Source organism: Ideonella sp. FW305-24 (genome assembly GCF_058788035.1).
Genome location: NZ_JBYTAI010000003.1, coordinates 222,022 through 243,392 on the forward strand (window position 1 = coordinate 222,022; position 21,371 = coordinate 243,392).

Consider the following 21,371-nt stretch of genomic DNA (forward strand, 5'->3'; position numbering starts at 1 on the left):
AAGACACGGCACTCATTCGAGATCCCCAGGCATGGTGGTCCCGAACAGCAGGCCCTTCTCTTCGGCACTGACGTTGGACACAGGCGTGGGCTCCAGACAGGTTCGGTTGCGGCCTTCGGACTTGGCGCGGTAGAGCTGCAGGTCGGCGCGTTCGGTCCACAGCGCAGGCGTGGAACGCACCCACTGCGGCGCATAGGCCCCACCAACGCTGACGGTGATGCCAAGGCGCAGCGAGAGCCCGGCGGTGATGACCTTCTGCTCGATGCGCTGGCGTATCCGCTCGGCCACGGTCTGGCCAAAGGCGGGCGGGCAATTGGGCAGGATGACGGCGAATTCCTCGCCGCCAATGCGGGCCGGCAAGTCCATCGGCCGCACGCATTCGGCCAGGCATTCGGCGACCGCGCGGATCACCTGATCGCCGACGATGTGGCCGTGATGGTCGTTGACGCGCTTGAAATGGTCAATGTCCAGCATCAGCAGCAGCGCCGGCTCGCCGGAGCGGGCCACGCGGTCGATTTCACGGTTCAACGCGGCCTCGAAGGCACGGCGGTTGGACAGCCCGGTCAGGGCGTCGCGACTGGAGATCTCGCACAGGCCGTCGATCACCGCCTGCAGCCACGCGGCGCTGCCCGGCGCGCCGGGCAAGGCGTCGCGACCCGACTGCTGCAGCAACTGCAGCGCCCGGTCCAGCTGCAGCGCAGCGGGGTCCGCGGGGGGGAGGGATTCGGGCAAAGCGCTCACGGAGTGTGAATTACTGCTGACACAAGGGAATTTCGAATCAGTCTAGCAGTGCGCTACCGGCACCAACAGGCCGAAAAAGAGATGCGAATGCCCGCTAACTCCGACCCTCGGGCTGGGGCCAATTTGCAAGACTGCCAGCCATCGCCACACCTGCGGACATCCGTGCCGGGCAGCGGTACGCCATTCGTGGGCGAACCGCAGGCCGCACCCGCCACACAGAGACATCATGAACGCATCCCTTGAAGCACAGCGAAGCCCGGCCGGTGGCGAGACCGACCTCGGGGAGCAGGAGTTCACCTTTGCCTCGGCCGACTTCGAGCGGGTGCGCAAGCTGATCTACCAGCGTGCCGGCATCAGCCTGCACGAGGGCAAGCGGGCGATGGTCTACAGCCGGCTGTCGCGCCGGCTGCGCGAGACCGGCCACCGCAGCTTCAAGGACTACCTGCAGTGGCTGGAGAGCGCCACCGGCCCGTCGGGCGACGAGGAATGGCAGCAGTTCATCAACTGCCTGACCACCAACCTGACCTCCTTCTTCCGCGAAGAACATCACTTCCACGCGCTGGCCGAAGCCCTGCGCGGCATGGGCGGCAAGGCGCCGCGCATCTGGTGCTGTGCCGCCTCGACCGGCGAAGAGCCCTATTCCATCCTGATGACGCTGGCAGAGTCGCTGGGCGAGCGCAGCGGCGCACGCCTGACCGCCAGCGACATCGACACCAAGGTGCTGGCCACCGCCCGCCAGGGCGTGTACGCAGCCGACTCGCGCGGCCTGTCGCCTGAGCGGCTGAAGCGCCACTTCATGCGCGGCACCGGGGCCAACAGCGGCTTCATCCGCGTCAAGCCTGAGCTGGCGCAGATGGTCGAGTTCAAGCCTTTCAACCTGATGACCCCGCGCTGGGCCATGGGCGAGCCGTTCGACATGGTGTTCTGCCGCAACGTGATGATTTATTTCGACCACGACACGCAGCGCAAGGTGCTGGAGCGCATCCACAGCGTGATGAAGCCGGGCGGGCTGCTGTTTGTCGGCCACTCCGAGAACTTCACCGACGCGCGCGACCTGTTCACGCTGCGCGGCAAGACGATCTACCAACATGTGTGACGCCTGCCGCGCTTGCAGCAGCACCCTCGCCTCCTCTGATTTTTGCGACTGACGGAACCCAGCCCATGGCCACTCTGCCCTCTGCTTCCCTCGCTGGTGCCCGCGGCATGCCGCCGCCGCCTCCCCTGTTGAGTGCCGGCATGGGTGCCAAGTCCGGCCGGCTGGAGCGGCTGAAGGCCGCGCCGCGCAAGCCGGGCGAAGCCTCGTTCTTCTTCTATGACGCGCACTTCAAGAATGAAGCCGTGAAGATCCTGCCCGGCGAGTACTTCGTCGACAACGAAGACCTGCTGGTGATGACCACGCTGGGCTCGTGCATTGCCGCCTGCCTGTGGGACCGCAACGCCAAGGTCGGCGGCATGAACCACTTCATGCTGCCCGACGGCGCCGGCGACTCCGGCCGCTACGGCAGCTACGCGATGGAACTGCTGATCAACGAGATGATGAAGCGTGGCGCTTCGCGGCTGACGATGGAGGCCAAGGTCTTCGGCGGCGGCGCGGTGATCAGCGGCATGAACTCGATCAACGTCGGTGAGCGCAACACCAAGTTCGTGATCGACTTCCTCGCGACCGAGCGCATTCCCATCGTCTCCAAGGATGTGATGGACATCTACCCGCGCAAGGTCTGTTTCCTGCCGTACAGCGGCAAGGCCATGGTCAAGCGCCTGGCACCGGCGAATGCCGAGGCCCTGGTCGCACAGGACCGCATGGCAGCGCAGAAGGCGGCACCGGCCACCACGGGCGGCGGCTCGGTCGACCTGTTCTGAACGACGCACGCACCCACAAGACAAGGCAGCAGGCCAATCCGAATGGCCGTTCCTGGAGACGATGAATGACAAAGACCCGAGTGGTGGTGGTGGACGACTCCGCCCTGGTGCGCAGCCTGCTCACCGAAATCATCAACCGCCAGACCGACATGGAATGCGTCGGTTCGGCGGCAGACCCGTTTGCCGCGCGCGAGATGATCCGCGCGCTGAACCCCGACGTCATCACGCTGGACGTCGAAATGCCCCGCATGGACGGGCTGGATTTCCTGTCCAAGCTGATGCGCCTGCGGCCGATGCCGGTGGTGATGGTTTCCACGCTGACCGAGCGAGGCGCCGAGGTCACGCTGAAGGCACTGGAGCTGGGCGCGATCGACTTTGTCGCCAAGCCCAAGATCGGCATTGCCGATGGCCTGAAGCAACTGGCTGAAGAAATCACGGACAAGGTGCGCATCGCCGCCAAAGCCCACATCAAGCGCCTGGTGACGCCGCCGCCTGCCGCGCCCGCCGGCGCGCTCGCCACAGGTGGTGCCGGCGCCCTGGCCGCTGCACCGCGCCCGCCCGCGCCGCTGCTGGGCCGGCTGTCGACCGAGAAACTGATCTTCATCGGCGCCTCCACCGGCGGCACCGAGGCCACCAAGGAAGTGCTGGTCAACCTGCCGCCGGACTCGCCGGCCGTGGTCATCACCCAGCACATGCCGCCCGGCTTCACGCGCAGCTATGCCGCTCGGCTGGACGGCCTGTGCAAGATCCGGGTCAAGGAAGCAGCAGACGGCGAACGCATCCTGCCCGGCCACGCCTACATCGCGCCAGGCGGCCTGCACCTCAGCGTCGAACGCTCAGGCGCCAACTACATCGCCCGCGTGCGCGACGGCGAACCGGTCAACCGCCACAAGCCTTCGGTCGAAGTGCTGTTCGAATCCGCGGCCCGCGTGGTCGGGCAGAACGCCTTCGGCATCATGCTGACCGGCATGGGTGCCGACGGTGCCCGCGCAATGAAAACCATGCGCGATGCCGGCAGCTTCAACATCTGCCAGGACGAAGCCACCTGCGTAGTCTTCGGCATGCCACGCGAAGCCATCAACCACGGCGCCGCCGATGAGGTTCTACCGCTGAACCAGATTGCCAGTCACCTGATGGACAAGCTGCGGCAAACGCACGGGGCTTTGTTGAACCGGGTCTGAAGCAAGCCGGTACGCATCATCTGCCAGGCGGAACCAGCAAAGCGCTGTTGCACGCGCGCTCTGTCAGGCCGGATCGCGCCTGAGCTCTGCCACCGGCCGAGCGACCCCATCTTCCATCAGCAGGAGGGTGCAGGACTGCCCGGGCAGCAACGCAACTGGCGGCCCCTTGTACCGGGCCTTGGCGGCCCAGGGGTTCGCCGGCAAGCGGGCAGCAGCCCAGGGTGACGGGCTGCCCCAGGCCAGCGGCATGACACCCGCAGGCGTGTGCAGCGCCAAAGACAACGCAGTGGCATCCGCCATGGGCACCGCCACGCCATCCCAGACGAACAGATCGCCGGCACCGAGGGCCGACCTGGTCGGCTGATCGGGTGCCAGGAGCGCCAGGGCAGGCGGCAAAGGTTCGCGCAGGAAGAACTGCGGCATTGCCGCCCCCCCCGCCCCGCGGCGAACGTCGCGGGGTGCCTGTCCCGCCTGGCTTGGCAGAGGCGCCCGAGGCGGCGCGCTGGCAGAAGAACTGTAGCTGTGATCCCGCCCGAGCACCTCGCTGACCAGCGCCGGGTTGCGGCGCACCCCCAGGAAGTCGAACAGCCGCCCCACCGCCTCGCCATTGGCAAGCAGCTCGGCGTAGTCGAGATGGAAGGCCGGGCTCGCCGGGTTTTGATAGCCTCGCGTGACCTCGGCAAACTGGCTCAGCAGTTGCCTCACCTTGGCCGGCTCGCGGTCTCGCCACCAGGCGCTGCGCGAGACTTGCTCTGGGTCCCGCGTCAGGAAAATGAAGGCCGGACGGCTCATCAGTTGCGCCAGAAAATCGAGGTAGCTCGTCAGGCGCTGCGCGTAGGGTGCGTTGCCGGTCAGGGCATCAGGCAGGTAGCGGATTTCCTTGAAGCCGAGACAGGCGGGTCTCGCACCTTGAACACCCCCCAGCAACTGGCGCTCGACCAGCGCCCTGGCGTCGGCCAGAAAGCCTTGCGGGTCCAACCCGGAAGCACCGAACCACGGACTTTCCACGCGGTCGGCGCCTGGGCCACCGAATTCCGAATGCGTGCGTGTCAACTGGGTCCAGGCATTGAACAGCCCGTGGCAGAAATTGTAGTTTTCACCCCGGATGAGGCAGCCCGGCAAGGCATTGCAGAGCCCCTGCAACAGCGTCGAACCGGACCTGCCATACGTGACGATCAACAGACTCTGGAAGTTCATGGCGGTTGAAGAATTTAGCCCACGCGCTATTAGAGAAACAACGCCTGCAGGTCGCTGAGAAAGTCGAATCCCAACGCAGTTGGTCGCAGAAGTGGACCCGCCTCGGTCGGCACCTGCTCCAGCAAACCCTTGGCCTTGGCCTGCTGCAAGCCAGCAGCGATTGCCGAAGGTGGCAAGCCGGTGCGCTCAGTGAACAGTGCAGGCTCGAAGCCGTGGCGCAGCCGCAGCAGGTTCAGCATGAACTCGAAGGGCAGCGCCTTGCGGCTGACTTCTTCCTCGTTGGACACTGCGCGACCGGCCAGCGCTTCGCGCATGTAGGCAGCCGGCTCGCGCCACTTGACCTGGCGGACCACGCGGTGCGGGAAGCTGAGCTTGCCGTGGGCACCGGCGCCCAGCCCCAGGTAGTCACCGAACTGCCAGTAGTTCAGGTTGTGGGTGCAGCGGTGGCCGGGGCGGGCATAGGCCGAGACTTCGTAGCGGTCCATGCCGGCGGCGGCCAGCGTGTCGGTCACCTGGTCCAGCATCGCGGCGCTGGTGTCGTCGTCGGGCAGCACCGGCGGGCGGCTGGCAAAGACGGTGTTGGGCTCCAGCGTCAGGTGGTAGAGCGACAGGTGCGGTGGATTGAACTGCAGCGCGGTGCGCAGGTCGGCGGCCAGCTCGGCCTGGGTCTGGCCAGGCAGCGCGTACATCAGGTCAAGGTTGAAGGTGCCAAAGGTGGCCGCGGCTTCCTCAACGGCCGCCAGCGCCTGCGCACTGTCGTGCACGCGACCCAGGGCCTTCAGCTTGTCGTCATTGAAGCTCTGCACGCCGATGGACAGGCGCGTGACACCGGCCTGATGGAAGGCGCGGAAGCGGTCCTTCTCGAAGGTGCCAGGGTTGGCCTCCATCGTGACCTCGCAGCCGGGCTGCAACGGCAGCAGTTGGCGCAAGTCGCTCAGCAGGCGGGCAATGGCGTCGGGCGAGAACAGGCTGGGCGTGCCGCCACCGATGAAGATGGAGTGCACGCTGCGACCCCAGATCAGCGGCAGGCTGGCTTCGAGGTCGGCGCGCAGCGCATCAAGGTAGCGAGCCTCGGGCAACGCGTTGAGAGGTTCGGCGCCGGGCCGCCCCAAGCCGAACGCTCCCCCTTGGGGGGGCGACGCCGCAGGCGTCTTGGGGGCCCACTCATGCGAGTTGAAGTCGCAATAGGGGCACTTCTTTAAACACCACGGTAGATGCACGTAGATCGACAGCGGCGGCGGCGCGCCCAGCTGCAGTGTGCCGGCGCGCAGGAAGCGCTGCGCGGCACTGGCGCCATCGGGCACCGGGCCCTGGCTTTCGGCGGGATGGATCGGCGGCAAGGACATGCGCAGGACTCAGCCGAGTTGCCAGGCGCTGCGCATCAGCGCGAGCATCTGCCCGGCAGCCAATGCGCGATGGCTATGGGCGTTCTTGACGCCAGCATCGAGCATCGCCACGCTGCGGCCCAGCGCCGGGATGAACATCAGCGGGTCGTAGCCAAAACCGCCCTCGCCTTGCGGCGCGGTGAGGATCTCGCCCTCCCAGCGACCGAAGGCGATCAGTGGCTCGGGGTCGTCAGCCGAGCGCAGTGCGACCAGCGCGCAGACGAAGCGGGCACGGCGGTCGGTCACGCTGTGCAGGCGCTGCAGCAGCAACTGGTTGTTCGCGGCGTCCTGAAAGACACGCTGCGCCTCGCGTTCGGTACCGGGCAACACGTTCACCGGCGCAAAAACGGCGCTTTGCACGCCCGGGTGACCACCCAGCGCGTCCACGCACAAGCCGGAGTCGTCCGATATCGCCGCGCTGCCTGTGGCCGCCGCGGCATGCCGCGCCTTGGCCAGCGCGTTTTCGATGAAGGTGTGATGCGACTCCTCGGCCTCGCTCACGCCCAGCGAACCCTGGGTGACCAACTCGATCGCCAGCGGCGCGAGCAGGCCACCCAGCTCCTTCAGCTTCTTTGCATTGTTGGATGCCAACACCAGCCGCATGCCGCGCTCCTGTGCCCGATGGTCAGCGCCTGGCCAACGGCGCAGCCAGCGCGACCTGCTGCATGCGCACCAGCTCGGCAATGCCGTCGCCGGCCAGTTGCATCAGTTGGTCCATCTCGGCGCGGCTGAAAGCAGCCCCTTCGGCCGTGCCCTGGATCTCGACAAAGCCACCAATGCCTGTCATCACGACGTTCATGTCGGTGTCGCAGGCCGAGTCCTCGATGTATTCCAGGTCCAGCAGCGGCGTGCCTTCGACAATGCCGACCGAGATCGCCGCGACCGCGGTGCGGATCGGCGAAGTCGTCAGCTTGCCCTGGGCCAGCAGCAGGTTGACGGCATCCTGCGCGGCGACAAAGGCGCCGGTGATGGCTGCGGTACGGGTGCCGCCATCGGCCTGCAGCACGTCGCAGTCCAGCGTGATGGTGCGCTCGCCCAGGGCCTTCAGGTCGAACACGCAGCGCAGCGAACGACCGATCAGGCGCTGGATTTCCTGCGTGCGGCCGCTCTGCTTGCCGCGCGCGGCCTCACGGTCACTGCGGGTGTGCGTGGCGCGCGGCAGCATGCCGTATTCGGCCGTGACCCAGCCCTCGCCGCTGCCGCGCTTGTGCGGCGGCACCCGCTCTTCGACCGACGCGGTGCACAGCACCTGCGTGCGGCCGAACTCGATCAGCACCGAGCCTTCGGCATGGCAGGTGAAGCCCCGGGTGATGCGCACCGGGCGCAGGGCATTGGCGGCGCGGCCGCTGGATCGTTCGTAGCTCATGGGCAAAACCTGTCGGAGAAAACAAGAAGCCGCCGCCGGCAAGCGGCGGCAGCGGCAAGCAGTGTGGGCCGGGTCAGCGCGGCTTGCGCGATGAACGCTGGATGGCCTCGTTGATCTCGCGGATCGAGCGTTCGATCTCGGCTTCGTCGAGGTCACCGGTGTTGCTGTCGCTGAGCGTGGCCTGGATGGTCGAGGCAAACACGTCTTCGCCGAGAGAACGCGTGGAGATGCCCACCGTGGTATCGCGGTCTTCAACCGCCTCCCATTCGACCGCCAGCGCAGTGACGTTGTCCCCATGCGTGCCGCCATTGCGCAGCGCCTGCTCGACCATCTCGGGCACGGCATCCTGCAAGGGCCGGTTGCTCAGGATGTTGACGATCTCATCGTCGGTGACGGTGCTCCACAAGCCGTCGGAGCAAACGACGATGCGGTCGCCGGGCTGCAACATGATGGGGCCGGCCGTGTCGACCACCGGCTTGCCGGGGCTGCCCAGGCAGGTGAACAGCACCGAGCGGTTGAAGCGTGCATCGATGGGCACCACGTGGGCCAACGTTTCCTGCAGCTCGGTGTACGAATGATCTCGGGTGCGCTGCATCAGCTTGCCGCCGCGCACCAGGTAGAGCCGCGAATCGCCGCAGTGCGCCCAGTAAGCCGCATTGCCCTGGATCACGCAGGCGACGACCGTGGTGCGCGGTGTGTCGACCAACGAGCGCTCGGTCGCGTAGCGCAGCAGTTGGTGATGGCCGGCCAGCAGCGCATCCTGCAGGAAGCGCAGCGGGTTCTTCAGCGAAGGCTTGGCTTCCCGCTGGAAGGCGGCAGCCAGGGTCTGCAGTGCGAGCTGCGAAGCCACCTCGCCCTCGGGGTGTCCGCCCATGCCATCGGCCAGTGCAAACAAGCCGGAATCCCGCGTGTAGCAATAGCCCATGCGGTCTTCGTTCTTCTCGCGGCCCCCCTTGCGACTGATCTGGTAAACAGAAAAGCGCATCGGGCTTCCGGATCCTGTGTAGACGCTGCGGCTCACGGTCTGGCACCCGTCTTGAGGTTTTCAATCTGCAGCTTCAGCCTTTCGGTGAAGCCCAGCGAGGTGTAGCGCCGCTCGGTCTCACGCGACAGCTCTTTCTGCAGCGAGAACACGCTTTGCGGGCGCGACAGCGGGTCCAGCGACATGCACCACTCGGTCACCTCGATGAGGTTGTCGGAATAGGTGTTGCGCATGCGCGAAAGGGACAGCGGCAGGCGGTCCTTGTCGATGCGCTGCGGCGCGTCATTCGGCGGATAGCCCTGCATGCAGGCGTAGATGCAGGCACCGATCGCGTAGATGTCGGTCCACGGGCCCAGCGAGCCGTCGCGGCGGTACATCTCGGGCGCGGCAAAGCCGGGCGTGTACATCGGCCGGATGAAGTTGCCTTCCTTGGACAGCACTTCGCGCGCGGCACCGAAGTCCAGCAGCACCGCCTTGTTGTCGTTGGTGATGAAGATGTTGGCCGGCTTGATGTCCAGGTGCAGCATCTTGTGCTGGTGCACGATGCGCAGGCCGCGCAGGATCTCGTCGAACAGGCTGCGGATGGTCGACTCGCGGAAGACCTTCTCGCGCTTGAGATCCCGTGCGGTGACGATGAAGTCCTGCAGCGTGTCGCCCTGCAGGTAGTTCATCACCATGTACACGGTTTCGTTTTCGCGGAAGAAATTCAGCACCGAAACCACGCTGGGGTGCGAGATCTGCGCAAGCGAGCGGCCTTCTTCGAAGAAGCTCTTCAGGCCCAGCCGGTACAGCGGCTGCTTCTCGGGTTTGACGCGGGGAATGAGCTCACCAGCGGCGCGTTCGGCCAGCGAAGCGGGCAGGTATTCCTTCAGGGCCACCAGGTGGCGGCTGTCGTCTTCGGCGAGGTAAACCACGCCAAAGCCGCCGGCCGCCAGCTTCTTGATAATCTGGTAGCCACCAACCACGGTGCCCGCGGGCAACGGGGAGGGCTTGGGCTTTGACATAATCGGGGTTTTGCTTCCTGCAAAAGCTTCATGGCAGTTTACAGCATGACCGGCTTCGCTAGCGCGAGTGCCAGCCCGGTGTCAGACGTCGAAACCGCCCTACCCGGCATTACCGTGGAGATCCGCACGGTCAACAGCCGTTTCCTGGACATTGCCTTTCGATTACCGGACGAATTGCGCCACCAGGAGCCCGCGATGCGCGAGCTGCTGGTGGCCGGTTTGCGCCGCGGCAAGGTGGAATTGCGCGCTGCGCAGGGCCGCGCAGCCGAAGAAGGTTTGCCCCAGCCCAGCCCCGAACAGTTGAACCGGCTCAGCCGGCTCGAAACCTCGGTTCAGGCCTGGCTGCCGAAGGCACCGCCGCTGTCGGTGCACGAGGCCTTGCAGTGGTGCCGCGGCGCCGGCAGCAGCGCCCCCGGCCCGGCCCGGCTGGACGAGCTGGCCCTGCAGGCGGCCCGCGCCGCCATCGAAAGCCTGAAGGACGCCCGCGCCCGTGAAGGCGACCGGCTGGTCGCCATCCTGATGGAGCGCATCGTCAAGCTGCGCGAACTGGCCACCCAGGCCGGCCCGCTGGTGCCTGCCGTGGTGCAGAAGCAGCAGCAGCGCTTCCTGGAACGCTGGACCGAAGCGTTGGCCGCGGCCGACAGCAGCACCGGCGGCAACGCCAGCGTGTCGGCAGAGTCGGCCCGCGACCGGGCGCTGAACGAAGCCGCGGCGTTCGCGATCCGCATCGACGTGGCCGAAGAACTCTCGCGCCTGAACGCCCACCTGGACGAGATCGAACGTCTGCTCAAAGCCGGCGGTGAACTCGGCAAGCGGCTGGACTTCCTGATCCAGGAACTGCACCGCGAAGCCAACACGCTGGGCTCGAAATCTGCCGCGCTGGAACTGACCGGCATCTCGGTCGAGATGAAGGTGCTGATCGAGCAGATGAGAGAACAGGTGCAGAACATCGAGTGAGGTTTCGGGGGGTCTCAAGCGACCCCCAGAAACCAGCTAACCTACTGTCGTGTAAGGATATTTTGTCCCGAGCCGTCCCAGGGCGTCGCAGTGAAGCGCGCGCAACCTGTGGGGTTTATTGTGGGGTTTTTGGGGTTCGCGGCGCTTCTGGCGCGTCCATCCGACAAAAAACCCCACAGCCTCACAGGAGCCTATGGGACATGAACACACAGCAAAGACCAATCACTGACCGCGAGATCAAAGCATGGCTGGCTTCGGGAGCCGTGGACCGCGGCATCGGCGAAGGCCTGACCTTCGTCGCGAGCGCCACTGCAGCACGGGCCGGCAAGGCCTCGTGGATTCTTCGCTACCGACTCAATGGTCGAACCAAGGAGAAGGTGCTCGGGCGCTACCCGGAGTTGTCGCTGAGGGATGCGCATGAGCAAGCGAGGCAGGACAGGGCAGCCATCGAACGCGGCATCGATGTCGCCGCAGCCAAGCAGGCGGAGAAGGCGCTTTTGTTGGAAGTACCCACGGTGCAGCGACTGGGCGAAGTCTGGTTCGCAAAGTACATCCAGCCGCGCTACAAATATCCGGACGTCGTGGCCCGCGTGCTGCGCAAGCACATCAATCCCGTAATTGGGCAGCTCGCGCCGCTCGACGTGAAGCCAGCCCATGTCGACCGCGTGCTGACCCGCATCGTCGCGAGCGGTGCGCCGACCGTGGCAAACGATGCCCTTCGCTACATGAGCCGAATGTTCCGGATGGCTGCGCGTAACCACTGGATCGAACGAAATCCGGCCGCAGACTTCGACTCAGTGGATGCCGGAGGCGATGAGGTCTCACGCGACCGCTGGCTGACCATGGAAGAGCTGCAGCAGCTCGCCCTGGCAATGCGGACAACGCCAAATTTCGGCCGCGAGAATGAACTGGCTATTTGGCTGCTCCTCGCGATGTGTGTTCGCAAGATGGAGTTGCTATCGGCTCGCTGGGACGCCTTCGATCTCGACGCGGGTGTCTGGACCCTCGCCAAGGAGAGCACAAAGACCCGCTCTTCAATCCTCATTCCCCTGGCGGAACCGGTCATCGCATGGCTCAAGGAGGCCAGAGTCTTTTCATTCGGCAAGCCCTACGTCTTTCCCGCCCGCCGGCTCGTCCGTTCGCGCTTGGGAGTGGCGCGCAGGAATCGATACGAGCATGTCGGACCCGACACCCTCAATGTCGCGCTCCAGCGCCTGAAGATTCTCGACATTGAGCACTTCACCGTGCACGACATGCGCCGAACCGCGCGGACGCATTTGGCCAAGCTCGGCGTCGACCGTTTCGTCGCCGAGCGCTCGCTCAACCACAAACTGGGTAACGTCGAAGGCATTTACGACCGGCACGACTACTTTGCCGAGCGCGCGACTGCGTTGGGTGCCTGGGCCGAGCTGCTTGCGAACGTCGAAAGTGGAAAGGTGCTTGCCAGTCCGCCCGCGGCTCCCCGCACAGCGACGAGAAAAGCCAGACGCGTGGGCATGGTGACGGATGGTTGACTCGCCCAGCGATTCAAGCAGCGAAGCTGTCTTCGGCACTTCTACATTGCCGTTCTGGACATTGCGGATAGTCCACCGCCAACATTGCCTCTGAACTCGACCCCGCGCCCTGCATTAGCCTGGGGGCGCGACTGGCGGTTTCAAGTTTGAAGTGCAACACCCGGCATAGATTGCAATGTCAGTGGATTTCCGGCTCGTCGCCTTGTGCGATTGGATCGCGCATGGGCGTGGAGCGGAAAACCGCTATGAACATGCCGGCCCCGGCATGCTCAACGTCGCGATGAGACGCCTGAAGGTCCTCGACATCGAGCACCTCACCGTGCACGACATGCGGCAAACGCGCAGACGCACCTGGCCGGTCTCGGCGTTGATCGGTTCGTTGCCGAACGCTCCCTCAACCACAAGCGGGACAATGTCAAAGGCATCTACGACAGACACGACTACTTTGCTGAGCGAGCAGCCGCGCTGGGTGCATGGGCCGCACTGTCAAAGGTCGAGAAGGGCAAGCCGCCCGCCGGTGCGACGAAAGCAACACGGGTAGCGGCCAAAGCGACTGAGCGCGCGCGCGTGGTGACAACTGCTTAGGCCGCAAGCACTCGAACCCGGAGCCAAGGTCGCCCGGTCAAGGCACCGCATCGACGCGTAGGTCAACCACGATGCAGGATTTCGGTTCGAATCCAGCACGCGGCCGATCCCGCTTGCATCCTAGAGTTGCCGATATGCCTCTCACCGGAGACAGCCCGTGCAACGCAACCCGTCTTTACCAACGCCCCGACGCACCGAGACCGTTACGCCGCTGTTCCTGCGCATGCCCACTGTCATGCGATTGACAGGCCTGGGGCGCTCGACCATCTATCGGCTCATCGCCGAGCGCAAGTTTCCGAGCCCGGTGCGCCTCGGCCCCCGCGCAGTGGCGTGGAGAAGCTCCGACCTCGCCGAATGGGGCGAGGCGCGACCCGTCGTCTCGCACTGAAGGCACGACTCACACGCAAGATGCCCCTGGCACCGGGCGCGATCGGCCTGTCATCGCGATCTTGAAAACAGCGCCGATCAACAGCATCACGCCGAGCACCTTGGCCCATCGCCAGGTTGTGAACCTGTAGCGATGGTTGACCCACCGCGCGCGGTGCAGCCGTACCAGGCTCAAGAACACGGCGAACGCCGTGACGAATGGGCCGTCCAAGCCCGCCGTTGGTGGATGTGGATCGCTCGGACGATGCCGAAGGACGCAGAAGCAGGGGGCGGGCTGATGGTCGCGGTGGTCCAACTGGCCATCGCATCCGGCTCGCCGATGGGAGGGGTGCTCTTCGACCACCACGGCTATCTCAGCACATTCACCGCGAGTGCGGCTCTGCTGTTGGCCTCAGCGCTGCTGGTCTTGGTGACGGCACGGGCTGACAGGCGCAGTAGCGCCGAATAGCGCCATGCTCATGCCCTTCTCACTGGGTCAGACCGCGGGCACGACACGCGGCAGAGCCTCGACCAACGTGTCGATGGCCAGCCGCAGGCGCAACGGCGTGGCTTGGCCAGCCGCCCACACCGCATGGGTCTCTAAAGGCAGCGAGGCACGCCCCGTCATGACCGCCACCAGTTGCCCGCTGGCCAACTGGTCTCGCACCAGCCAACTAGGTATCCAGGCCAGGCCCAGCCCCGCCATCGCTGCATCAGCCATGACCGACAGGTCGTCCATGCGCAACCTGCCCTTCGGTGAGACTTCGACGGACTGGCCGCGCTCGCCCTCGAATTGGATCGGGTGGATGTAGTCCGACCGCCGATACACAAGGACATCATGCATCTCAAGTTCAGAAAGCTCCTCGGGTTTGCCACGTCGCCGCAGGTATTCAGGCGAGGCGCAGAGCACCTTTCGCTGGACAAGCAGACGACGTGCCCGCAAGCCCCCGTCAGGCTTGAGTGCGCCATTGCGGATGGCCAAGTCGAACCCGTCTGCGATGAGATCCACAGGCCGGTCGCTCAGACTCAACTCGAGCTCCAGCCCCGGGTGCCCCGAGGCCCACTCGAGCAGGATCGGCGCCACGCAGAATCTGCCAAACAACGCCGGCATCGTCACACGCAGGCGGCCCATGACCTCCTTGCGTCCCGATTCGAGCAGAGATTCGGCGGCGCCGAGTTCCTCCAGCGCGCGCTGGCAGCTTTCGAAGTAGATGCGGCCATCCTCCGTCAGGGTCAATGACCGCGTCGAGCGATGGAACAGGCGCACACGCAGCCGCTCCTCGAGCCTCGAAATCGCCTTGCCTACGGCCGAGCGCGTCACGGAAAGCCGTTCGGCCGCGCCGGCAAAGCTGCCCGCCCTGACGGTCTCGACAAAGACAAACACGCCGTCCAACTGATCCTGAATTGCCATTCGATTGAATCCCACGAGGAACCAATCTTCAGAAAAAATCTATCCATTGTAGATTCATGATTGACCATAACATGACTGAGTGTCAGCGAAAAGCCCTTCGACGCCGGTCAGTTGAATGACGACAGCGGCCCCCTGGTCTGCAGTTTTTTTGGAGAAAAACATGTTGGTTTCCATTGTTTATGACAGTGGCTACGGCCACACCGCCAAGCAAGCCGACGCCGTCGCCACGGGTGCCCGCCGCGTGGCAGGTGCAGAGGTGAAGTTGGTTCCCGTCGCGGATGGCGACGTCCCATGGGACACGCTCGCCAGCAGCGACGCCATCGTCTTCGGCTCGCCAACCTACAACGGGACTGTCAGTGCACGTCTCAAGAAATTCATGGAGGACTCGACCCGCCACGCCTGGCTTCCACAGACGTGGCGCAACAAGGTCGCCGCGGGCTTCACCAACTCCGGCGCCATGCACGGCGACAAGCTGAACTCGCTCATCACGATGGCGCTGTTCGCGGCCCAGCAGGGCATGGTCTGGGTCGGTTTGGACCTGTTCCCCGGCAAGACCCCGGAAGACAAGAACCGTATCGGCGGATGGCTTGGCGCGATGGCGCAGTCTGACGATGCCTCCCCCGAAATCACACCCAACGGCAGCGACCTCGATACCGCAGCTCACCTCGGTCAGCGCGTGGCTGAACTGGCTCGCCAACTGCGCGCAGGTCAGCCGGCGTAACGCGCGCAGCGACACCGACATCGGTCAGGCCTCGGACCTCCCATCCCCATCAAGACCCATACATCATGAAATTGCTTTGCCTCGACATTCCCCAACCTGGCGCCAGCCTGGATCAGTACGCCCCCTACCTGCACGCTGAAGTGCAACACACCTGGGACCTCTACAAGAGCGGCTTCGTCCGCGACATCTACTTCCGCCAGGACCGCCCGGGCGTGGCCATCATTGCCGAGGCCGACTCCGTCGAAGCAGCCCGCTCCCAGCTGATGGAGGTCCCCCTCGCGAAGGTCGGTCTGATTGGCTGGGAGGTGATTCCCCTAGGCCCGATGCTGAACTGGGAACTGTTGTTCGCGAAATCGCATCCCTACACCACTGTCGGCGCGATGCAATAACGCCGACGCTGGCTGCAGGGTTCTCAGGCCACCCCATTGGCCGCGAGCTCAGCCATTTCGAACCCACGGAGAACACCATGAGAAATCTACCCAAGATCGCAGTCCTGGGGCACCGGCTTCGCAGGCGGTGACCAGGTCTTTGGCAACCACCTCGACGAGGAGGCCCTGAAGCCGGTCTTCGACGCGGCCATCGCGGCCGGCCTGAACCTGTGGGACACCGCTGCGGTCTACGGCATGGGATCGTCGGAAGCCTTGCTGGGCTCGTTCGTCAAGCGGTTGCCCCGTGACGACGTCATCCTGTCGACCAAGTTCACGCCGCAGATTGCGGACGCGCACGCCGCCAATCCCGTGGCGGACATGCTCTCGCAGAGCTGCGAGCGGCTGGGCACCGACCACATCGACATCTACTGGATTCACAACCCGACCCAGGTGAATCACTGGACGCCGCACCTGCTGCCGCTACTCCGAGACGGGCAGGTCAAGCGTGTGGGTGTGTCCAACCACAACCTTGCGGAAATCAAGCAGGTGAACAACACGCTGGCCAAGGCGGGTTTCGCCGTCTCCGCGGTTCAGGACCACTACAGCCTGCTGTATCGCTCGTCAGAAGACGGCGGCATCCTGGACTACTGCAGGACCAACGGCATCACGTTCTTCGCCTACATGGTGCTGGAACAAGGTGCTCTCTCCGGCAAGTACAACGTCGCCAACCCGCTTCCCGAGGGCAGCGGCCGGGCCGCCACCTACAACCGCGTACTGCCGCAAATGGAACAACTGACCAACGCCATGCGCGACATCGGCGCGGGCATGAACGCCTCGGTTGCCCAGGTCGCCATCGCATGGGCGATTACCAAGGGGACGCTGCCCATCATTGGCGTCACCAAGGTGGCTCAGGTGTCGGACGCTGCCGGGGCGACAGAGCTCGCGCTCTCTCTGCAACAGATGCAGACCCTCGAAGCCCTTGCGGCACAGGCAGGCGTAAATACGCGCGGCGAGTGGGAACGGCCAATGCACGGGTCGGTCGACTGACGGCCATGGACAACTTCAGCGCGCCTGACACCATGGTGCTTCGCACAGCGCAAGCGTGGCTTGCGGCTGGCGATGCCGTCTGGCTCGCAACCGTGCTCGAAACCTACGGATCGGCGCCAAGGCCGGTGGGCTCCATGGCGGCGCTCAACGACCGCGGCGAAGTGGTGGGCAGCGTGTCGGGCGGCTGCATCGAAGATGACATTACCGACCGGCTGCGGCGCGATTCACAAGCCTGCCGGCAGGGCACGTCGCTGATATACGGCGTCAATGGCGACGAACGCGCGCGCCTTCGTCTGCCTTGCAACGGACATCTGCGGCTATGGCTGGAACCCGCGCCACCTGCCGTCCTTCGCGCGCTGCTGCAGCGCACCGAAGCGGGCCACGGTCTCGGATGCTTAGCCGAACATGCCGGCTGATGCAAATGCAAATGCCTCGCACCTTTGCACACCAGCTCATTTTTTACGCGTCAGGCTGGCAGTGCCCCCACGGGCCGGATGGGCCCCCAGCCACGCAGCGATCGGCACGGCGCAAAGCGCGAGCAGCGCGGCGATGAGAAAAATCTGCGCCACTCCGATCACATCGGCGAGAAGCCCCAGGAGAGGCGCGAACAAGCCAAGCGCCAAGTCGATGAAGGCCGTATAGACACCCATTGCGAGACCTCGCGCCTCGGTCGGCGCGCGGGAGACAGCCTCCATACCGAGGCCCGGATACACCAGTGCGTAGCCGAATCCCGCCATGGCAGATCCAGCAAAAGCAAGCCACGCGTAGGGGGAAAGCCAGATAAGAGCAAGCCCCGCGCTGTGAATCACGATAAAGATCATCGCAGTACGTGAGCCGCCGAGGCGATCAGGCAATGGACCGAAGAAGACTCGCGCCACCACCAAGGCGATCGCGAATGCGGTGAAAGACAGCCAGGCCGGCTGCCATCCTTTCTGGACGAACAGCAGAACCTCGAACGCCGTAGTGATGCCGTAGCCCACGCTCGAAAATGCCATCGCCAGCCCAGGTATCCAAACCGCCTTGAGCACCTGTCTGGCTGTCCCTCGGCTTTGCGTTGCAGGCCGGGTCGCCGGAACGAAGACGACCAGCAGCCATGTCGCCACGGCGCCAAGAAGTGTCGCCCACCCAATAGAAGCGAAACCAAGTCTCGCATACAGAAAGCTCCCGAGAGGCGCACCCAGGGCCAAGGCGACGAACATCGCTGTGCCGATCCACGCGATCATCTTGCCTACCTGACCCGGACCCGCGAGAGTAAGGCACCAGCTCTGCGCACCGATCATGATGAAGCTCTCAGCGCCCCCCAAGAGCACGCGGCCTGCCAGCAGGATCACGATCGACCACGCGGGATCGCCAGTAGTCATCGTCGATGCGAGGTAGAGCAAGCCGGCGAGCGCCGCCATCACAGCCCCAGCCACCACGGCAAACTTGGACCCCAGCCGATCTGATACCGTCCCGGACCACAATCGGCAAAGCAGCGCCGCAGCGAACTGCGCGCCCGCGACAAGGCCGACAGCGAATACGCTGAAGCCCAGGTCTCCATGGATGTGCAGCGGCAGAGCTGGCAATGCCGCGCCCGTGACGAGAAACACGGCGAACACACAGCCCATCAAAGATGGCAGCGTGCCATGGATCGGCGAATTCGAGGCCTGGGGCACGATTTTTGACATTGCGTTTCAACCTCGACAGCGCAGCGAGTGCGATTCGCGATGCAGCCTTCGTACTCATCGCTGCGCGCGTTGGCGCGGGGTGCAAGGAATTGATGAATCAGGCAGGCGTTCGCACCGTGGATCTCGACGCCATCCGGGCCGGCCTCGACGGCACGCCGGGCTGCATGACAAAACGCCTGCACGATCTGCGGCACCTCTCGGGTGGTCCGAGCCGGGGGCACAGGTCATTGGCTTCTTTTGATTTCATGGTCTCTCTAAGGTGCGGCACTGTTCGGGGCAGACCCCTGTGCCCTCCCTCTTTGGACCGGACAGCGATACCTGTCTCGGGCGGAATCGGCTATCGCTTCTTGGTGATTGACGGCGCAGTCCACCGCAGCGCATCAAGAACCAGCGAGAACGCATGCGAGGGCTGCTTGCGACTCGGGTAGTACAGGTAGTAGCCAGGGAATGGGGCACACCAGTCCTCCAGAACGCGCACCAGCCGACCGTTCTCAAGGTGCGGCGCAAACTCTTCTTCGGGCAAGAACGCGATGCCCAGGCTTGCGACTGCCGCGTCCACCATGCTGGGCGAGGTATTGAAGATGAGTTGCCCATCCACTCGCACGTTCAACTTCTGGCTGCGGCGCTCGAAGTCCCAAACGTAAATACCTCCCGCAGTCTGCATGCGCATGTTGATGCAGTTGTGCTTCACCAGGTTGCGAGGGCTCTTGGGCTTGGGATTTTTCGCGAAATACGCCGGCGACGCCGCAGCGGCCATGCGCAACTGCGGGCCGAGCGCCACCGCGATCATGTCCTTGTCGATGGTGTCGCCAAGACGCACACCGGCATCGAAGCGGTCCGCCACGATGTCCCTGAAGCCGTAGTTGATGTCGAACTCAACCTTGATTTCAGGGAACTCAAGCAGCAAAGAGGTCAGCTTGGGAAGCAGCGTGGTCCGCAGGACGTGCTCGCCGCAGGTGATCCGAACCGTGCCGGCCGGCTTGTCCCGCATTTCCGTCAGCTCGTCCAGTTCGGCATGGATCTCGTCGAATCGGTGGCCGATGGCGTTGAGCAGTCGCTCGCCGGCGGCGGTGGGCGACACGCTGCGCGTGGTGCGCGTGAGCAGACGGATGTCCAGGCGCGTCTCCAGGCCGCTGATGGCCTGGCTGAGCGCCGATTGCGTGACACCCAGCAGCGAGGCTGCGCGCGTGAAACTGCCTTCGCGCGCTACCGTCACGAAGTACTGGAGATCATTGAGGTTACGTTTGACCACGGTGAAAAGTCTCGCACGGTTTTCTGATTAGCTTATCTTATATCCTCTTTAAGTATTCATTAGCTAGTCAATTTGACTTTGCTGCGCCAACATCCAGGCATGAAAAGAGGCATTGCCGATTTGTACGCCATGGTTGCGGCACCAAGCGCCGGTCGTGTTCGTCGACTCCGCGTTCGGGCTGGCGGCATGCGGTGGCGGCTCACCCAGGCCAATGCCTCGGATGGCGATTCGTCTGTACCTTCACAGGAGTTCCGCCGGATGGTGGCTGTGATCCAGTTGCCCATCACTCTGGGCGCGAGCGTCGGCGGTCAGCTGTTCGACGCAACCGGCTACCGGAGCACCTTCGTGTCGAGTACGGCCGTGCTGCTGCCCGCTGCCCTCCTGGCTTTCACGACCCCGCGCGCGCAAGCCCGGCAAGCGGCCTGAATCGCCGCCTACAACCAGGAGACCCCATGACCATGACCCTCGATGTCCTTCACAAAGACCGCAGTGAACACCTGCCTGGGCGTGGCTTGTGGGCCATGCGCACCCTGGGCCTCTTGTGCGGTCTGCTCATGCTGACTGGATGTGACGCCGCCCAGCCCGGCGCATCGGGCACGCATACCGCCGCTCCCACGGCCACTGTCCAACCGGAAGAACCCCGCATGCAGATGACCGTCGGCGAACGCCACTTCACCATTACCCTGGCCGACACCGAAGCAGCTCGCGAGCTTGCCGCGATGCTGCCACTGTCGATCAACATGGCCGACCTCAACGGCAACGAGAAGCATGCGGAGTTGTTGAAGTCGCTGCCAACGAATGCAAGCCAACCCGGCACGATCCGCAGCGGCGACCTCATGCTGTACGGATCGAGGACGCTGGTCGTCTTTTACCTGACCTTCAGCTCGTCCTATTCCTACACGCGCCTCGGCCGCGTGGACGATCCCTCCGGCCTGGCCCAGGCGCTCGGCAGCGGCCGCACACGAATCGAGTTCTCCAAGGAATAGAGGACGAACCGATGCTGGCAACCACCTTGAACAAGCCCTACGTCGTGATCCATACGCTGACGACGCTGGACGGACGAATCCACAACATTGCACTGCCCGAGTTCGATTCGGCAGCGCTCCTGTACGAGCAACTGGCACTGCATGCCGAGCAGCAGGTGCTGAATATTCGGGGCTACCTGAATGGCCGCGTTTCGACCGACGACAACTTTACCCGCTACCGCAAGCCCGACCTGAACGAATCTGCGGCCCTGGTTCCCGAAGGCGACTTCGTGGCAGAGGCGAATGCGCCGATGTACTACGTGGCGCTGGACCCTGCCGGCCGCTTGGGGTGGGAGGAGAACCACGTCGACTATGGCGGTGTCCGGTCGCACGTGGTTTCGGTACTGACCGGGCGGGCCGGCAACGCCTACAAGGACTTGCTGAGGCGGCTGGGCATCTCCTACGTCATCGCCGGCAACGACCAGCCGGACAACGCCCTGGCCCTGCATAAGCTGGTGACGCTGTTCGGCATGGAGCGCGTGATGATCGGCGGCGGCGGCGTGCTGAACTGGTCATATGTGCAGGACGGCCTGGTCGATGAACTGAGCCTCCTGCTGTGTCCCGTCTCCGACGCATCGCCCGCTGCTCCGGGTCTGTTCACGGCCCGGGCGCCGTTTTCTCAAGTCAAGCCTCGCTCGTTCACGCTGATCGACGTGAAGGCGCTAAAGAACAGCACCCTGTGGCTGCGTTACCGGGTGCACAGCCAGCCATCCTGATCCAAAGAACCCAAGCCGCGAAGCTC

The 21,371-nt window shown here is 64.6% G+C and carries 24 protein-coding genes and 1 pseudogene; 14 read left to right on the plus strand and 11 right to left on the minus strand.

Annotated elements, in window-relative coordinates:
- Positions 1–12 precede the first annotated feature (12 nt).
- A complete protein-coding gene (locus AC3WR5_RS09900; protein WP_141289883.1) occupies positions 13–732 on the minus strand; it encodes a GGDEF domain-containing protein in 720 nt (239 codons plus the stop codon).
- 235 nt (positions 733–967) lie between these two features.
- On the opposite strand from AC3WR5_RS09900, the gene AC3WR5_RS09905 reads away from it, so the two are divergent.
- The 3 genes from AC3WR5_RS09905 to AC3WR5_RS09915 all read left to right on the plus strand — a co-directional run bounded on the left by AC3WR5_RS09905 (position 968) and on the right by AC3WR5_RS09915 (position 3,782).
- Complete coding sequence (locus AC3WR5_RS09905; protein ID WP_492483954.1) at positions 968–1,837, plus strand: CheR family methyltransferase; 870 nt, start codon at positions 968–970, stop codon at positions 1,835–1,837.
- A gap of 107 nt (positions 1,838–1,944) precedes the next feature.
- Entirely contained in the window at positions 1,945–2,601 is a 657-nt protein-coding gene (cheD, locus tag AC3WR5_RS09910; RefSeq protein WP_211361516.1) for a chemoreceptor glutamine deamidase CheD, read from the plus strand.
- Positions 2,602–2,666: 65 nt separating this feature from the next.
- Complete coding sequence (locus AC3WR5_RS09915) at positions 2,667–3,782, plus strand: protein-glutamate methylesterase/protein-glutamine glutaminase (RefSeq protein WP_231011383.1); 1,116 nt, start codon at positions 2,667–2,669, stop codon at positions 3,780–3,782.
- A 63-nt stretch (positions 3,783–3,845) separates the two neighbouring features.
- Here AC3WR5_RS09915 and AC3WR5_RS09920 read toward each other — a convergent pair whose 3' ends face one another.
- From AC3WR5_RS09920 to AC3WR5_RS09945, 6 genes are all read right to left on the minus strand, one after another.
- Entirely contained in the window at positions 3,846–4,979 is a 1,134-nt protein-coding gene (locus AC3WR5_RS09920) for a sulfotransferase (RefSeq protein WP_492483956.1), read from the minus strand.
- A 29-nt stretch (positions 4,980–5,008) separates the two neighbouring features.
- A complete protein-coding gene (gene hemW / locus AC3WR5_RS09925; protein ID WP_492483958.1) occupies positions 5,009–6,325 on the minus strand; it encodes a radical SAM family heme chaperone HemW in 1,317 nt (438 codons plus the stop codon).
- 9 nt (positions 6,326–6,334) lie between these two features.
- On the minus strand, positions 6,335–6,967 hold the full coding sequence (locus AC3WR5_RS09930; RefSeq protein WP_492483960.1) for a non-canonical purine NTP pyrophosphatase: 633 nt from the start codon (positions 6,965–6,967) through the stop codon (positions 6,335–6,337).
- Positions 6,968–6,989: 22 nt separating this feature from the next.
- Positions 6,990–7,730: a ribonuclease PH gene (rph, locus tag AC3WR5_RS09935; protein ID WP_492483962.1), complete on the minus strand. Its 741-nt coding sequence runs from the start codon at positions 7,728–7,730 to the stop codon at positions 6,990–6,992.
- A gap of 73 nt (positions 7,731–7,803) precedes the next feature.
- The gene (locus tag AC3WR5_RS09940; RefSeq protein WP_141288371.1) at positions 7,804–8,715 is read right to left on the minus strand and encodes a PP2C family protein-serine/threonine phosphatase; all 912 of its coding nucleotides are present in this window, start codon (positions 8,713–8,715) and stop codon (positions 7,804–7,806) included.
- A gap of 32 nt (positions 8,716–8,747) precedes the next feature.
- Complete coding sequence (locus AC3WR5_RS09945; protein WP_141288372.1) at positions 8,748–9,716, minus strand: serine/threonine protein kinase; 969 nt, start codon at positions 9,714–9,716, stop codon at positions 8,748–8,750.
- A gap of 30 nt (positions 9,717–9,746) precedes the next feature.
- On the opposite strand from AC3WR5_RS09945, the gene AC3WR5_RS09950 reads away from it, so the two are divergent.
- The 4 genes from AC3WR5_RS09950 (at position 9,747) to AC3WR5_RS09965 (ending at position 13,607) form a co-directional block, all read left to right on the plus strand.
- Positions 9,747–10,673: a YicC/YloC family endoribonuclease gene (locus AC3WR5_RS09950; RefSeq protein WP_492483965.1), complete on the plus strand. Its 927-nt coding sequence runs from the start codon at positions 9,747–9,749 to the stop codon at positions 10,671–10,673.
- A gap of 200 nt (positions 10,674–10,873) precedes the next feature.
- The gene (locus AC3WR5_RS09955; protein ID WP_492483967.1) at positions 10,874–12,187 is read left to right on the plus strand and encodes a tyrosine-type recombinase/integrase; all 1,314 of its coding nucleotides are present in this window, start codon (positions 10,874–10,876) and stop codon (positions 12,185–12,187) included.
- Positions 12,188–12,929: 742 nt separating this feature from the next.
- Positions 12,930–13,160, plus strand: a complete 231-nt coding sequence (locus AC3WR5_RS09960) for a helix-turn-helix transcriptional regulator (protein WP_492483969.1) — start codon at positions 12,930–12,932, stop codon at positions 13,158–13,160.
- Between the two features lie 132 nt (positions 13,161–13,292).
- Positions 13,293–13,607 carry a hypothetical protein gene (locus AC3WR5_RS09965; RefSeq protein ID WP_492483971.1) on the plus strand — a complete coding sequence of 105 codons (315 nt, stop codon included), beginning with the start codon at positions 13,293–13,295 and terminating at the stop codon, positions 13,605–13,607.
- Between the two features lie 27 nt (positions 13,608–13,634).
- Here the strand turns inward: AC3WR5_RS09965 and AC3WR5_RS09970 are convergent, their stop codons facing one another.
- The gene (locus AC3WR5_RS09970; protein WP_492483973.1) at positions 13,635–14,549 is read right to left on the minus strand and encodes a LysR family transcriptional regulator; all 915 of its coding nucleotides are present in this window, start codon (positions 14,547–14,549) and stop codon (positions 13,635–13,637) included.
- Positions 14,550–14,709: 160 nt separating this feature from the next.
- Between AC3WR5_RS09970 and AC3WR5_RS09975 the strand changes: the two genes are divergently transcribed.
- The 4 genes from AC3WR5_RS09975 (at position 14,710) to AC3WR5_RS09990 (ending at position 17,101) form a co-directional block, all read left to right on the plus strand.
- A complete protein-coding gene (locus AC3WR5_RS09975; protein ID WP_492483975.1) occupies positions 14,710–15,270 on the plus strand; it encodes a flavodoxin family protein in 561 nt (186 codons plus the stop codon).
- Positions 15,271–15,335: 65 nt separating this feature from the next.
- A complete protein-coding gene (locus tag AC3WR5_RS09980) occupies positions 15,336–15,659 on the plus strand; it encodes a superoxide dismutase (RefSeq protein WP_492483977.1) in 324 nt (107 codons plus the stop codon).
- An 84-nt stretch (positions 15,660–15,743) separates the two neighbouring features.
- The gene (locus AC3WR5_RS09985) at positions 15,744–16,685 is read left to right on the plus strand and encodes an aldo/keto reductase (protein ID WP_492484574.1); all 942 of its coding nucleotides are present in this window, start codon (positions 15,744–15,746) and stop codon (positions 16,683–16,685) included.
- 5 nt (positions 16,686–16,690) lie between these two features.
- Positions 16,691–17,101, plus strand: a complete 411-nt coding sequence (locus AC3WR5_RS09990) for an XdhC family protein (protein WP_492483979.1) — start codon at positions 16,691–16,693, stop codon at positions 17,099–17,101.
- A 36-nt stretch (positions 17,102–17,137) separates the two neighbouring features.
- On the opposite strand, the gene AC3WR5_RS09995 is transcribed toward AC3WR5_RS09990, so the two are convergent.
- The 3 genes and pseudogenes from AC3WR5_RS09995 to AC3WR5_RS10005 form a co-directional block, all read right to left on the minus strand.
- On the minus strand, positions 17,138–18,352 hold the full coding sequence (locus AC3WR5_RS09995) for an arabinose transporter (protein ID WP_492483981.1): 1,215 nt from the start codon (positions 18,350–18,352) through the stop codon (positions 17,138–17,140).
- 2 nt (positions 18,353–18,354) lie between these two features.
- A pseudogene (locus tag AC3WR5_RS10000) lies at positions 18,355–18,576 on the minus strand (oxidoreductase); the annotation flags it as partial.
- 113 nt (positions 18,577–18,689) lie between these two features.
- Positions 18,690–19,604, minus strand: coding sequence for a LysR family transcriptional regulator (locus AC3WR5_RS10005; protein ID WP_492483983.1), 915 nt, complete (start codon positions 19,602–19,604; stop codon positions 18,690–18,692).
- A gap of 258 nt (positions 19,605–19,862) precedes the next feature.
- Between AC3WR5_RS10005 and AC3WR5_RS10010 the strand changes: the two genes are divergently transcribed.
- Genes AC3WR5_RS10010 through AC3WR5_RS10020 form a run of 3 tightly spaced genes read left to right on the plus strand, consistent with a single transcriptional unit; the run spans position 19,863 to position 21,345 of the window.
- Positions 19,863–20,030 (plus strand): hypothetical protein, encoded by a 168-nt coding sequence (locus tag AC3WR5_RS10010; protein ID WP_492483985.1) that lies wholly within the window; start codon positions 19,863–19,865, stop codon positions 20,028–20,030.
- Between the two features lie 26 nt (positions 20,031–20,056).
- The gene (locus tag AC3WR5_RS10015; RefSeq protein WP_492483987.1) at positions 20,057–20,590 is read left to right on the plus strand and encodes a cyclophilin-like fold protein; all 534 of its coding nucleotides are present in this window, start codon (positions 20,057–20,059) and stop codon (positions 20,588–20,590) included.
- A gap of 11 nt (positions 20,591–20,601) precedes the next feature.
- Positions 20,602–21,345 carry a dihydrofolate reductase family protein gene (locus tag AC3WR5_RS10020; protein ID WP_492483989.1) on the plus strand — a complete coding sequence of 248 codons (744 nt, stop codon included), beginning with the start codon at positions 20,602–20,604 and terminating at the stop codon, positions 21,343–21,345.
- Positions 21,346–21,371 lie beyond the last annotated feature (26 nt).